Genomic DNA, 14,238 nt, shown 5'->3' on the forward strand with positions numbered 1-14,238 from the left:
TTTATATTTTTGAGCGAAAAAATTACTGTCAGGGGTGCAAGAGAACATAATTTAAAAAGTGTTGATGTTGATATTCCAAGGAATAGTTTAGTAGTGATATCTGGTAAGAGCGGTTCTGGCAAGTCATCCTTAGCTTTTGATACAATTTTTGCAGAAAGTCAGAGGAGATATATGGAATCTGTGTCATCTTATGCAAGGCAATTTTTGGGAGTAATGAAAAAACCTAACGTTGATTATATAGGAGGACTTTCTCCTGCTATTTCAATCGAGCAGAGAACAATAAGCAATAATCCAAGGTCAACTGTTGGTACAATTACTGAGATTTATGATTATTATAGGTTATTATTTGCGAAAATTGGCAAGCCTTATTGTCCAAATGATGGAAGCTTGATAGAGGAGCAATCTTTAGATAATATGATTAATACTGTTTTAAGCTATGCTGAAGGGTCTAAGGTTATATTATTTGCTCCTGTTGTTATGGGTGCAAAGGGTACTCATAAAAAAAATCTTGAAAAGATGTTAAATCAAGGGTTCAGTAGAGTAAGAATAGATTCTCAAGATTATTTGATAGAAGATGCTATTAATTTGAGCTTAGATAAAAACAAAAAACATAATATAGAAATTATAGTAGATAGGATAAAATTGAGTAGTGATTCAAGGATTAGGCTTGCAGAATCTATTGAGACTGCTTTATCGGTTTCTAATGGATATTTACGTGTAGAGATCGAAAATAATTTAGAATATCTAGATAAGATCTTTACAGAACATAATAGTTGTCCTTTATGTGGGTTTTCTCTTTCTGCGATAGAGCCAAGACTTTTTTCATTTAATAGTCCATTTGGAGCTTGTAGTGAATGTTCTGGTCTTGGTATTACACTTGACTTTGATTTTGAAAAGATTTGTCCTAATGTTAAGCTTTCTTTTTACGATGGTGCATTTATTCCTTTTAAACCTAGTTCTTCGTGGGCTTTAGCGATTTTTAAAGGACTTTCTAAGCATTATGGTTTTAGTTTAAATACTCCTGTAGAAAATATTCCTGGAGATATTCTTAGAAAAATTTTGTATGGTGTCAATGAAAAGATAGATTTTATCTATAAGTCTAGAGAAATGGAAAATAAAGAGATAAAAGGTGGTTTTCATTACTCTAAAAAATTTGAGGGTCTTATTCCTCTTTTAAAGAGACGTTATCTTGTAACTGAATCTGAGAGTGCTAAATTGTTTTATGAAGGTTTAATGTCTCGCAAGATTTGTAATTTTTGTAAAGGCAAGCGATTGAGCCTTGAAGCTTTATCTGTTAAGTTAGGTGGAAAAGATATTCAAGAACTTAGTAATCTTTCTGTTATGGATTCTTATTCGTTTTTTGAAAGTATTGAGCTTAATGATCTTGATACAAAAATTTCTAAAGAAGTTTTGAAAGAAATTAAAAGTAGGCTCAAATTTTTAATTGATGTTGGACTTTCTTATTTATGCTTAGACAGAATGTCTGGGACCCTTTCAGGAGGAGAGGCTCAACGTATTAGACTTGCTACTCAGGTCGGATCAGCTCTTTCTGGGGTTCTTTATGTACTTGATGAACCTAGTATTGGGTTGCATCAGAGGGATAATGAAAGATTAATAAGTACTCTTGTTAATTTGAAAGAACTTGGCAATACTGTAATTGTTGTAGAGCATGATGAGCAAACTTTGCGCATAGCTGATTATATTATTGATGTTGGACCTGGGGCTGGGATTTATGGTGGTGAGATAGTTGCTAGAGGAAACTTATCTGATATTTTGAGTAATGATAATAGTTTGACTGGTAAGTATTTAAGTGGTCAGCTTAAAGTAGAAGTGCCAAAAATAAGGCGTAAGGGGGGAAAAGCTGAAATTGTGCTCTTGAATGCTAATAAAAATAACTTAAAGAATATTAATGTAAACATTCCTTTGGGAGTTTTTACTGTAATAACGGGAGTTTCTGGTAGTGGAAAGAGTACCCTTCTTAATGAGGTGTTATATCCTGCTCTTGATAGTAGGTTAAAATCAAATACAAGTTATTTTAATGGTTTTAAGGATATTATTGGATATGAGCAAATTGATAAAGTTATTCAGGTAAACCAAAAACCAATAGGCAGGACTCCAAGATCAAATCCTGCAACTTATGTTGGATTTTTTACAGAAATTAGAGAGCTCTTTGCAAAGCTTCCAGAGTCTAAAGCAAGGGGATTTAGGTCAGGTAGATTTTCTTTTAATGTTAAGGGTGGACGTTGTGAAAAATGTCAAGGTGATGGGCATTTGAATATTCAGATGCATTTTTTACCTGGTGTTTTTGTCCCTTGTGATTTGTGCAAGGGTAAAAAATTTAATGAAGAAACCTTGAAGATTAGATATAAAGGAAAAAATATTTATGATGTTTTAGAAATGAGTGTTCTTGAAGCTAAAGATTTTTTTGACAATATTCCAAGGGTTAATCATTATTTAAACGTTTTGAAGGAAGTGGGACTTGAATATATTAAATTAGGTCAAGCATCAACAACCTTTTCAGGGGGAGAGGCTCAGCGGATTAAATTGGCTTTTGAGCTTGCCAAAAAGAGTACAGGAAAAACTTTTTATATTATTGATGAACCAACAACAGGTTTACATTTTGATGATGTAAGAAAATTGTTAAAAGTATTGCAATTGATTGTTCAAAATGGAAATACCGTTGTTCTTATAGAACATAATTTAGATGTGATTAAACAAGCAGATTATATAATAGATTTAGGTCCTGAGGGTGGGGTGTCTGGAGGAAATATTGTTGTATCTGGAACTCCTGAAGAGGTTTCGAAATGCAAGAGTTCCTATACAGGAATGTTTTTAAAAAGTCTTTTGTAATATTATTTTTAGTAAGTGTTTTTAATTATTTTATCTTATTTGCTCAAGATATTAATGATAAAAAAAATCTAACTTTGATTCAGAAAGCTAATTTAAAAGAACTTGAGTTTTCTAGTGATGAAGATTTGAAAAGATGGGCTTTAAAAGAGGGGATTGAAGAGAAAGATGTTTCTAAAATAAAAGCATTGCTTTTAGAAAAGTTTGGTATATCTCCTGATCTTTTTTCAAAAGATGGCAAAGATGTGGGCAGGTATAAGATAATCATTGAGAGTACAGGCAATCTTGAAAATTTTACTTATGAGATTACTGGGGATGAAACTATCATATTTAAAGGTAAAGTTAGTATTGTTATTGAAGATATTCAAGAAAATAAAAAACATAATATTAAGGGTGATAAAATTATTTTTAATAAAAAGGCTAGGAAGCTTTTTGCTAGTGGAAGTGTTAACTATAAGTTTGATTTAAGTACTGATGATAATATATATTTTTATGGCAGTGAATTATTTATTGATTTTGATTCTCAGAATTTTTTGCTTAAAAATGGAATTGTTCAAAAAAAAATTCATAAAAATTTAGTTGATAATATTGTTTCATTTGGAGGGAAAGTTTTAAAAAGATTGGATAATGATGTAAGCATATTGGAGCATGCTTTTATTACATCTAGTAAAATTCCAGAACCTTATTATTCTATTAGAGCTTCTAAGATATGGATTTTGCCATCTGGGGATTTTGGTATTCTAAATGCTGTGTTTTATATGGGTAGAGTACCTATATTTTATATTCCATTCTTTTTTAGGCCGGGTGATAGTTTGTTTTTTAATCCTTCTTTAGGATATTCTTTAAGGAAAGGTTTTACTCTTTTTAATACTGTATATTTACTTGGTAAAAAGTCTGTCGATCTTGATGATATTTCCTTTTTAGATTTTGACTTTCACTCAATTTATGATTCATCTAAGAAGTCTTATATTAGAAATGGTTATTTAACTTATTTCTTTGCAGAAGATGTTTTATCTAGAATTAATAAAGATTATGTTAAATTGATTTTTGATATTTATTCTAATTTGGGGTTTTATTCAGGTATTGATTTTAGTTTAGGTGATACTTTAGATTTTTTTAAAACCTTTGAAGGTAAGTTTGGCATAGGTTTGACAAGGACTCTTCATAAGAATAACCTTTCTGGTGGTTATCATCCTTTTAGTAGTGATAGTATCAATTATTCTCTTTTTAGTTTTGGTAATATAAATAAGGGTGACATATTTGGAGTTGAAGTGCCTTTTAGATATTTGTTTAAATCCAAGTCTGAATTTTTAGTCAGTGATGCACTTTTTGCACTGGTTTTTGAGCATTATTCAGATCCTTATGTGGTAATTGACTTTGAAAATAGATTAGAGAATACCACATTTTTTTCTGTTTTAAGTTCACAAAGAGATTTGTCATTAAGAAAAGGTATGATAAAGACATTTGATTGGAATATATCTTCTTTTTATAATCGAACTTTTGGTAATGATATTCTTTTTGATTATAGATTAAATAATCTTGGACTTACTTTTAAATTGGCAAATTATGAGAATATCTTTGGTAAAAGTCCTAAAAATATTAAGGATCCAACTAGGAAATGGTTTTATTTAGAGAGAATTTACTTGCCTTATATTGATTTAAATTTTCAAAAAGATCTTTATAATAGTAGTTGGACTTCGGATTCTAAGTCGGATTCTGAGGATAAAGAAATAATTATAAGACCCAAGCTCAAAAATATTGGAGATGTCTTTGAGGATGCTAAAAATAAGAGTAATTCTAAGGGATTTGAGGGAGAAAAATATTTGGCTAAAAATTTATATTTATCTCCTAATCCAATTGTCTCTCATGAGCTTAGCAAGAAAGATTCTTTTTATATAAGATTTGGTATTAATCCTTATTTTAAAAATAATGTATTTTTTGATGACTCTAAAGCTAAATCTCCTCAAGAATTTAACTATGATGTAAAAAGTTATTTGTTTGATATTAAAAATAAGATAGATTTAAAATTGCATGCTGATTTTTATAATCAACTTATTACTTTTGAGGACATATTGTGTCTTAATACTGTTGAGTATAGTCCTTTAGATAAAGATTATAATTTAGTTGATAAAGATAAGAAGAGTGAGCATTCAGTTGTTAATAAAACAAATTTAGTTTTATTGCCTTTCATGATGTATCCTGCTTTTTCTCGGAGTAGTATTAAGCTTGAGAATAAAGTTACTATTTATTCATTTGACAAGAAGTATGATGAGAATTCTAAAAAGTTAGATGGTAAAAATAGTACCGTTTTTTTGAAGAGTCCTGAAACTTTTTATCAAGAATTTAATTTTGACTTGATTTATGACTACAGGGTTTTTACTGCTGGTCTTTCAGGAATATTGGAAAATACTTTTGAGAATATATATACTTCTTCTAAGCTTAAATTTGCGTTGGAGTTTCCTTATTTATTACAAGAATTAGGTGTTGGAATTGAATATGGTAAAAAATTTGAGGAGAAAGGAAGGAGGGCTCCTTTTATTCAAAAGACATCTGTTGTTAATTTAAAGTCTTCAAAATCAAAGTCTTATAAGGATCTGAAGATGAATCCTGCTTTATATTATAAGATAGAACCAAGATATTTAGATTATTTAAAACTTGTCTTTTTAATTGCTTATGATCCTTTAATGAATGGTTTGTCCGAACTTTCGTTTAAGTTTAATGCTTATGACTTTAGCTTTGAATTTGCTATGAAAAACGATTTTGAGTATAAGTATGATAAACTGCTTGGTGATTTTGCAAAGGTAGGGTCTACAGCTAAGCTTGTACCGTATTTTTTAGGTGTTCAGTATAAGAGAGATTTATATGGGTTTAAATTCTCTGATGAAAAATTTTCAATTGGATTGGGAATAGATACTGGGTGGAAAATGAATTTACAAAAATTTGTTGATGGTGAATTTTGGGCTGAGTTTGCTTTTAAGTTTAATTATACTAAATTTTTTGAATTGAGCTTGTCTACTCGTTCTATTAATACAAAAATTTTTAGATATTTTGGAGGGTACATGGATCAGCTTGGGCTTGAAACGGTTAATCTTTTTATAGATCTGTTTAAATCATTTAATTTCTTTAATATTCAGGATAGAAAAGACTCGTTGTTTAAAATTAAGAAAATTAGTGCAAGCTTTAAATTTAATTTTTATGATTGGAAGTTTGTAGGAGAGTACGATTTAAGGCCATATGTTTTAAAGGATAATAGCGGTAGATATTCTTCTGTTTGGAGAAATAATTTTTCAATTTATATTTCTTGGAATTTCTTTGAACCTGTTAAGTCGTCATTAGAAAGTAATTCAAGTACTAATTATGAACTTTTAGTTAATCATAAATCTGAGAGGTAGTAAAAAAATTTATATTTAAAGATTGTCTAATATCTAGTGATATCCCTTAGAAAAGATTATTTTTTAGATTAAGATTTTGTTATGTTTTTGGGATTCTTGATATTAAGATATCAATGGTTTGTTGTGGCTTAATATTAATTTTTGTTATGCTTAGCTTTAAAATAGCTGGATATTTGATTTTGTTAAGTGAATGTTTTTGTACTTCTGATCTATTAGTTGGGGTTTTAGTATTTTGTTTAGGTTTGTTCATTAAATAGATTTTAAATGTTTGAGAAGTTCCTGGTCCTATTAATAATTCTTTATATTTATTTTTATAAATTCTTAGATTATTTATTAATTGAGTATCATTTTTTGTTGTAACTATGTTCTTAGAATTTAGATTCGTATATTGCCAGTTTATTTTTACTATTTCATCACTTGTATTTGTGTATTCAATGTGGATATATTCGTCTGTTGCCTCAATATTGTCTATGCTGATATATTGGGCATGGGATTTTATTATCTTAAAGCTTGTCTTGTATTTTTGTGTAGGCTTTATTGTAGTACAGGAGATTATATTTAGTATAATTATACATATTTTTAAAATATTTTGTATTTGCATATGTATTGCTTTATAAATTATGATTTTATCTTTTATGAAAGCCGAGATCTGCAACATTATTGTCTCCTGATATTAATAATATATGTCCTCCTTGTTCCTCAAAAATATGTCTTAGCTTTATCACATTTTGAATTAATTGAATAGTGTTTTTGTTTAAGTTTTTATTGTAAAATCCTTTGGACCAGTAATCAATTACGAGTTTGCTATCTCCGAATATATTCTTTGTGTTTTCTTGTAATGCTATTTTGAGGGCAATATATAATCCCAAAAGTTCTCCATAATTGTTACTGATTCCATTAAAGTCTTTGACATAATAATTATCATGATTATTAATTAGATTTTGGTTTATTACCTTATTTATTATTGATATTCCTTTTTCATTAACAATTCTAATTTCTACTCCTTTGCCTCTTCCAGTTCCAGAGTCGAAATATATTCCTTTTGGGTGGATACCAGGCTTTCCATCTCTTGAGAGCCAATTTTCTGCTTCTTCTCGTGTTTTGAAGCTTTTTATTTTATTTTTTTGTCCCGTGATTTTGTTTTTACATTCTTCCCAAGATGTGAAAATGAATTTTTCATTTTTATTATTTAATATGCATGCATAATACTTTTTCATGTTTAATTAACTCCCTAGACACCAAGCATTAGTTATATTGCAAGGTCTACCAAATATTTTTTCGTTTGAACTTTGGTTTTCTATTGAATTTTTTACTTCTCTATTATATCCTATGAACTTTTCTATAAGAGTTGGTTTGATAAGTCTTTTTGGGAGCATGCTGGGCAATATTCCTGCTATTGTATATGACATATAAAAATCATAAGCAGCTGCGTTTATCTCTCCAGGAGTAACTATACCAGATATTTCATAATTTCTTGATACATTAAGGCCAGCTATTTTGTATATTCTATCCACTACTAACGAACAGTAAGTTTTATGATAAATCTCTTCAAGATTAATTGCATCAGTCCACATATTAGAAGACAACAAGGGTACCATGTACCCGAAGTTATTGTCAACATATCTGTTTCTGGCAAAATTTATTGCTTTTTGAATGGTTCTTTTATCTGTTATTGGTGAGAAGATTTTTAGTATCCTTGATTGTACATAAGTTGTGAGTTTTTCGTAACCTGAACCTTGAACAGATGCTGTGTCAAATTTGATTTGATTACTTGTGATTACTGATTTTATTTCAAAACTGTCTTTTCCTTTAAATGCAATTTTTTTTGTATTGTCATACTTGTCAGCATCAAATACTCCTGTGTGTTGCCAAAAATAAAAAAAGTCAGTCCAGTCTATTTTTGGTTTTATTAACAGTATATCTCCATTTGATAAAATGGATCTTAGTTTCTGCGGTGTTATTTCATTTTTTGTTTCTGGATCTATGATATTAGGGATTAGTCTATGATTGTTTATAGAGTTTAATTTTTGTTTTAAGTTTGTTGAATAGTATGAATTATTGTATTCATCAGAAGTTTTTTGTTTTTGTAAGATTTCTGTTATTTTGTTGTTTTCAATTTGCAGATGAATCATGAATTTGTTGAAGTATTGTTTGTCTTTAATTTTTAGTAGTTGGTTTGCTATTATGTGCGGTGATATATATTCTATTCCATTGATTATGTCTTTATGGATAGCATAGTTTGTTATGCTATCTTGAGGAAAAAAGGATTTTATGTTTTCAATAGGTATATATCCCATATTTTTTTCATAAAATACTTGTTCTAATAATGCTAAGATTTCTTTTTCTAAATACATTTGTGTTTCTGTTAGTTCTGTGAAACTTTTGTTGATTGAACCTGATGAAATTTCATCAGATTTTTTTCTAAAGCTTGTATTGACTTTAATGATTAAATATCCATTTACATTGCTTTGTTCAAGGAATTTTTTCCATTCTTGTGAATTATTTAAATGTCTTTGATAAGCTAGTAAGTAATTTTTTATTTCTTCTATTTTTTGGGGACTTATTTTTAAGTTTATTGCTAGCATTTTTAATTCATTAGGAGATCCTGTGTGTTCTAATATTGTGTTTATTAGGTGCAATGGTATGTGATATGTAGTGTATGTTATATTGGTTACAAGGGTATGATTTGGTGGATAGTGATGGGTTAAGAAGATAGTATTTGAACTGTGGCTTTTTTGAGAATTTTCATTAAATAAAGCACAAGAACATATTAGGTATAAACTTATTAAGTTAAATATGTATGTAAGATATTGCATGTCAATATTTTATCATATTTGTTGTCGAGTGCTGGGCCCATTTATTTTTTATAAGTTTTAATTATATTGATTTTTTGTAATTTAAGTTTTAAGATGTTAATTAAATATAATTAAATTAAAACTTTTTTATAAGGATAGGGGTTTTTGTTATGGGATATTTGAAACCAATAAATGTATTCTCAGAAATAGGTCGTTTGCGGAAGGTATTACTGCATAGGCCAGGTGAGGAATTGGAAAATCTCACTCCTTCAATAATGAAAAAATTATTATTTGATGATATTCCTTATCTTGAAGTGGCAAGGCAAGAACACGATGTTTTTGCAGATACTTTGAGGCATAATGGAGTTGAGGTTGTCTATATTGAAGATTTAGTTAGTGAGACTCTTTCTGAGAGTAATGATATTAAAGAACAGTTTATATCTCAGTTTATTCTTGAAGCAGGAATTAGGACTGAAAATAAGACCAAAGCTTTAAAAGACTATTTTTATAATATGTCTGTTAAGGATATGATTTCAAAAATGATAGCAGGGGTTACAAGGGATGATCTTAAGGGTTATAGATCTGGTTCTCTTAACTCTTTGGTAAATAGTGAGTATCCTTTAATTGTTGATCCTATGCCCAATATACTCTTTATAAGGGACCCTTTTGCTAGTGTTGGTCATGGTGTAACAATAAATAGGATGAAAACGAAAGTTAGACGTAGGGAGACAATATTTGCAGAATATATTTTTAAATATCATCCTATTTATAAAGAAAATGTTCCTATATGGTATACTAGGTATGAAGATACTACTTTAGAAGGTGGAGATGAGTTAATTTTAAGTCGTGATGTTTTGGCTATTGGTGTTTCTGAGAGAACCGATGCTGAATCTGTTGAGAAAGTAGCCCACAAACTTTTTCAACAAAAAACCTCTTTTAGTACTATTTTAGCTTTTCAAATTCCACAGAGTAGATCTTATATGCATTTGGATACAGTGTTTACTCAAGTGGATTATACTACTTTTACAAGTTTTACTAGCGATGATATGAAGTTTACAATTTATGCTTTGACTTATAATTTGGATTCTGACAGTATTAAAGTTAAATGTGAAAAGGCTAAATTGGAAGATATTTTAAGTTTCTATCTTGGCTGTAAGGTTAATATAATCAAGTGTGCTGGAGGGAATTTGATTCATGGAGCAAGAGAGCAGTGGAATGATGGTGCTAACACTTTGGCAATAGCACCTGGAGAAGTAATAGTTTATTCTAGAAATTATGTGACTAATAGATTGCTTGAGGAATGTGGGATTAAGGTTTATGCAATTCCTTCTAGTGAGCTTTCACGAGGGAGAGGAGGTCCAAGATGTATGTCTATGCCTTTGATAAGAGAAGATATTTAGTTAATGGGGGAATGATTTATGTGTAATTTACAAAAGAGGAGTTTTTTAAGGCTTTTAGATTTTACCCAAGAGGATATTAGGTATTTACTTGATTTATCTCATAAATTGAAAAAAGATAAGTATTCAGGATTGGAAGAACAAAGGCTTAAGGGGAAAAATATAGCTATGATTTTTGAGAAAGATTCGACAAGGACGAGGTGTGCATTTGAGGTTGCCGCTTATGATCAAGGAGCTCATGTGACTTATTTGGGACCAACAGGTAGTCAAATAGGTAAAAAAGAGTCGATAGCTGATACCGCAAGAGTATTAGGAAGAATGTATGATGCTATTGAGTTCAGAGGATTTTCTCAGAAAGTAGTTGAGGATTTAGCTAAGTATTCTAATGTTCCAGTTTATAATGGGTTGACAGATATTGCTCATCCAACACAAGTACTTGCTGACTTTATGACTATTGAAGAACATAAGGGATGTTTGAAAAATTTAAAGATGGTATTTTGTGGCGATGGTAGAAATAATGTTGCTAATTCTTTAATGGAAGGATGTGCTATTATGGGAATGGATTTTAGAATATTTGCGCCAAGGGAACTTTTTCCTGATCCAGAATTGGTAACTAAGGCAAGATTGATAGCTAGCAATAATGGAGGTAATATTACTATTTCTAGTTTGCTTGAGGAAACAGTTAAGGATGTTGATGTTATTTATACTGACGTTTGGGTATCTATGGGTGAGACTAATTGGGATGAAAGAATCAAGCTGTTAAGACCATATCAAGTTAATAGTCAGCTTATGTCTTTGGCAAAGACAGATGTGATATTTATGCATTGTCTACCAGCTTTTCATGACTTAAATACGTTACTTGGTAAAGGAATATTTGATAAGTATGGGCTTGAGGGTATTGAGGTTACACATGATGTTTTTGAGAGTGACCGATCTGTTGTATTTGATGAAGCTGAAAATAGGTTGCATACTATTAAATCTGTAATGATTGGGACCTTAGGATAATTAGTTGTAAAATTTAGGTTAGGAAAATATAGTATATATTAGGAGAGGTAAGATGGTTAATAAGAATAAGATGCCAAGTAGTTTTACAATAATATTTGCTTTAATAGTGATTATGACTGTGTTAACTTATATAGTTCCTGCTGGTGAATTTTATAAAGAAATGAGAGATATTAATGGGAATTTGCGAGAGGTTGTTGTGGCTGGGACTTATCATACAGTAGAAAGAACCTCACAAGGATTTTTAGGTGGTATTGTTACTATTTTAACAGCGATGGCTAAAGGTATGGAGCATGCTGTTGAAGTTATTGTCTTTATTTTGATTGTTGGTGGAGCTTATGGGGTGATTTTGGGGACTGGTGCGGTTGATGCAGGAATAGCAGCAGCAATTAAGAAAATGGGAAATAAGGATAGACTTTTTATACCATTTATGATGTTTATTTTCTCCATAGGGGGAACTATAACGGGTATGTATGAGGAGACACTTCCATTTTATCTTATTATGATTCCACTAGTAATAGCCTTAGGCTATGATAATATTGTAGCTGTTTCAATTATTGGATTAGGGGCCGGTGTGGGAACTATGGCATCTACTATTAATCCATTTGCTACGGGAATAGCAGCAGCAATAGCTGGTATTGGAATAAAGGAAGGTTTTTATTTTCGTATTATTTTGTATTTAATTTCTGTGTTTGTAGCTATAGTATATGTGTTGATATATGCGATTAGGGTAAAAGATAATCCTAAGAAATCTATTGTATATGAGCAAAGAGAAGAGCATTATGATCTATTTGTTAAAGGTAATAGGGGAGGTAAAGGAGATAGTATGCCGGAATTTACAAATAGACGAAAGATGGTGTTAATGTTATATGCTGTGATGATTGTATTTTTAATATATAGTATTTTGGAGCTTGGTTGGTGGATGAAAGAAATGACTATGTTATATCTTGGCACAGCAATTTTATCAGCATTTATATGTAAGATGAGTGAATTACAGATGTGGGAAATGTTTGTGGAGGGCTCTAAAGATATGATTACAGCAGCTCTGATTATAGGCATGGCTCGAGGAGTGATGATAGTGGCTGATGAAGGAATGATTACGGGAACAATATTAAATGCAGCGTCGGAATTTTTGTATGGAGTACCTAAAGCTATGTTTATAGTATTAAATGAGCTGGTACAGATTTGTATAGGATTTATTGTGCCTTCTTCATCAGGGCATGCAAGTTTAACAATGTCAATGATGGCACCGTTGGCTGACTTTTTAGATATGCCAAGATCTTCAGTTGTTTTGAGTATGCAAACAGCGTCAGGCTTGGTTAATTTATTAACTCCAACAAGTGGAGTTATAATGGCTGTATTAAGTATAGCAAAAATCAGTTATGGTAGTTGGTTTAAGTTTGTAATGCCTCTATTTGTAATTGAATTTTTAATATGTATTTTAATGGTAATGGCAAATGTGTATTTATAAATTGTAAATTGGGAGGTATGTGTATGAGTAAAAGGGTTGTAGTAAGTTTTGGAGGAAATGCGTTAGAAGGTGGAGATGGGTCATTTAGCGATCAATTATCCAGAATAGAGAGTAGTGTGTGTGAGATAGTAGATTTGGTCAAGTATGGTTATGAGGTGATTATTAGTCATGGTAATGGCCCACAAGTAGGAAGGATCTTACTAGAGAATGAGATGTGCAAAGAGACACCATTGGTGCCACTTGATGTATGTGTTGGTATGAGTCAAGGCATGATAGGATATTATATTGAGCAGGCATTAAGGAATGTGATGTATAAGCGAAAGATTAAGCGAAGAGTGGTAGTAGTACTTACTCAAGTTATTGTAGATAAGGACGATGAGTGTTTTGGAAAACCTAGCAAACCCATTGGACCATTTTATGATAAGATAAGAGCAGAGGAGCTTGAGGGTAAGGGATATATTCTAAGAGAAGATAGTGGAAGAGGTTATAGGCGAGTAGTAGCGTCACCCAGGCCAATTGAGATTGTAGAAATTGAAGAGATAAGTGAGTTAATGAAGAAAGGATGTATCGTTATTGCGTGTGGAGGAGGAGGTATACCTGTTATACGAGATGAAAGAGGAGTGATTAAAGGAATAAGTGGAGTAATTGATAAAGACTTTGCGTCATCTAGATTAGGACAGGATATAGGAGCAGATAAATTATTGATAGTCACTGCTGTTGATCATGTAGCATTAAATTTTGGAAGTAAAGATGAAGTTTTGCTTGACAAGGTTAATATTATTGATTTAGAGAGATATATGAGAGAAGGACATTTTGCAGAAGGATCTATGTTGCCTAAAGTAAAGGCAAGTATTGAATTTGTAAAATCTAAAAAAAATAGGAAAGCAATTATTACATCATTAGGGAAAGTTATTGAAGGAATAAATGGTGTTACAGGAACAATGATAACTAGATAGGGAATGTTATAGCTATATCAATTAAGAAATACTCACGTAATGAGGAGGAAAAAGTAGATATTATAAAAAATAAGTTGTTAATTGGAATATTAAGTTTAATAGAGACAAAGGGTAAAGCAGGGAAAAGGAATGCAGATATATTGTTACCAGTAATTATAGCAGTTCTGAGAGTTATAGGTAATTGAGTGCCTAATAAGATATTAATAATAAGGGGATGTATTTGTATTTGATATTTCAATATATAAAGAGATATAGATAGGGCAAAGTAGGCATTTGAGAATAAGATTGGGTTATGAGGATAAAAGTGAATGGGGATGATATTAAAATCAACCCATTCATTGTAGGTCATGGTTATTCCAATAAAGGCGTTATATTTAT

The 14,238-nt window shown here is 30.6% G+C and carries 10 protein-coding genes; 6 read left to right on the forward strand and 4 right to left on the reverse strand.

The features are described 5' to 3' along the window. Positions 1–9 precede the first annotated feature (9 nt). Positions 10–2,850, forward strand: a complete 2,841-nt coding sequence (gene uvrA, locus N187_RS04200; protein WP_025419993.1) for an excinuclease ABC subunit UvrA — start codon at positions 10–12, stop codon at positions 2,848–2,850. After that, positions 2,805–6,239: an LPS-assembly protein LptD gene (locus N187_RS04205; RefSeq protein WP_038443459.1), complete on the forward strand. Its 3,435-nt coding sequence runs from the start codon at positions 2,805–2,807 to the stop codon at positions 6,237–6,239. Before uvrA ends, N187_RS04205 begins: the two co-directional genes overlap by 46 nt. Positions 6,240–6,318: 79 nt before the next feature. Here the strand turns inward: N187_RS04205 and N187_RS04210 are convergent, their stop codons facing one another. From N187_RS04210 to N187_RS04220, 3 genes are read right to left on the reverse strand one after another with little or no spacing between them, the layout of a single operon-like run. Then, entirely contained in the window at positions 6,319–6,897 is a 579-nt protein-coding gene (locus N187_RS04210; RefSeq protein WP_233275064.1) for a hypothetical protein, read from the reverse strand. Further along, positions 6,866–7,456 carry a ribonuclease H family protein gene (locus tag N187_RS04215; RefSeq protein ID WP_025419987.1) on the reverse strand — a complete coding sequence of 197 codons (591 nt, stop codon included), beginning with the start codon at positions 7,454–7,456 and terminating at the stop codon, positions 6,866–6,868. The genes N187_RS04210 and N187_RS04215 overlap by 32 nt, the downstream gene beginning before the upstream one ends. A 6-nt stretch (positions 7,457–7,462) precedes the next feature. Continuing rightward, positions 7,463–9,055, reverse strand: coding sequence for a hypothetical protein (locus N187_RS04220; protein WP_025419988.1), 1,593 nt, complete (start codon positions 9,053–9,055; stop codon positions 7,463–7,465). 149 nt (positions 9,056–9,204) lie between these two features. Between N187_RS04220 and arcA the strand changes: the two genes are divergently transcribed. The 4 genes from arcA to arcC are packed head-to-tail and all read left to right on the forward strand — an operon-like array spanning position 9,205 to position 13,860. Next, positions 9,205–10,434 (forward strand): arginine deiminase, encoded by a 1,230-nt coding sequence (arcA, locus tag N187_RS04225; protein ID WP_025419989.1) that lies wholly within the window; start codon positions 9,205–9,207, stop codon positions 10,432–10,434. A gap of 18 nt (positions 10,435–10,452) precedes the next feature. After that, positions 10,453–11,436, forward strand: coding sequence for an ornithine carbamoyltransferase (gene argF / locus N187_RS04230; protein WP_025419990.1), 984 nt, complete (start codon positions 10,453–10,455; stop codon positions 11,434–11,436). A gap of 52 nt (positions 11,437–11,488) precedes the next feature. Continuing rightward, positions 11,489–12,904 carry a YfcC family protein gene (locus N187_RS04235; RefSeq protein WP_025419991.1) on the forward strand — a complete coding sequence of 472 codons (1,416 nt, stop codon included), beginning with the start codon at positions 11,489–11,491 and terminating at the stop codon, positions 12,902–12,904. 23 nt (positions 12,905–12,927) lie between these two features. After that, positions 12,928–13,860: a carbamate kinase gene (gene arcC / locus N187_RS04240; RefSeq protein WP_025419992.1), complete on the forward strand. Its 933-nt coding sequence runs from the start codon at positions 12,928–12,930 to the stop codon at positions 13,858–13,860. Here the strand turns inward: arcC and N187_RS04945 are convergent. Further along, positions 13,853–14,238, reverse strand: a 386-nt coding sequence (locus N187_RS04945; protein ID WP_075550335.1) for a hypothetical protein, incomplete at its 5' end; no start/stop codon positions are given. The two genes, arcC and N187_RS04945, sit on opposite strands and share 8 nt — an antisense overlap.

Source organism: Borrelia anserina Es, assembly GCF_001936255.1.
Lineage (GTDB): Bacteria > Spirochaetota > Spirochaetia > Borreliales > Borreliaceae > Borrelia > Borrelia anserina.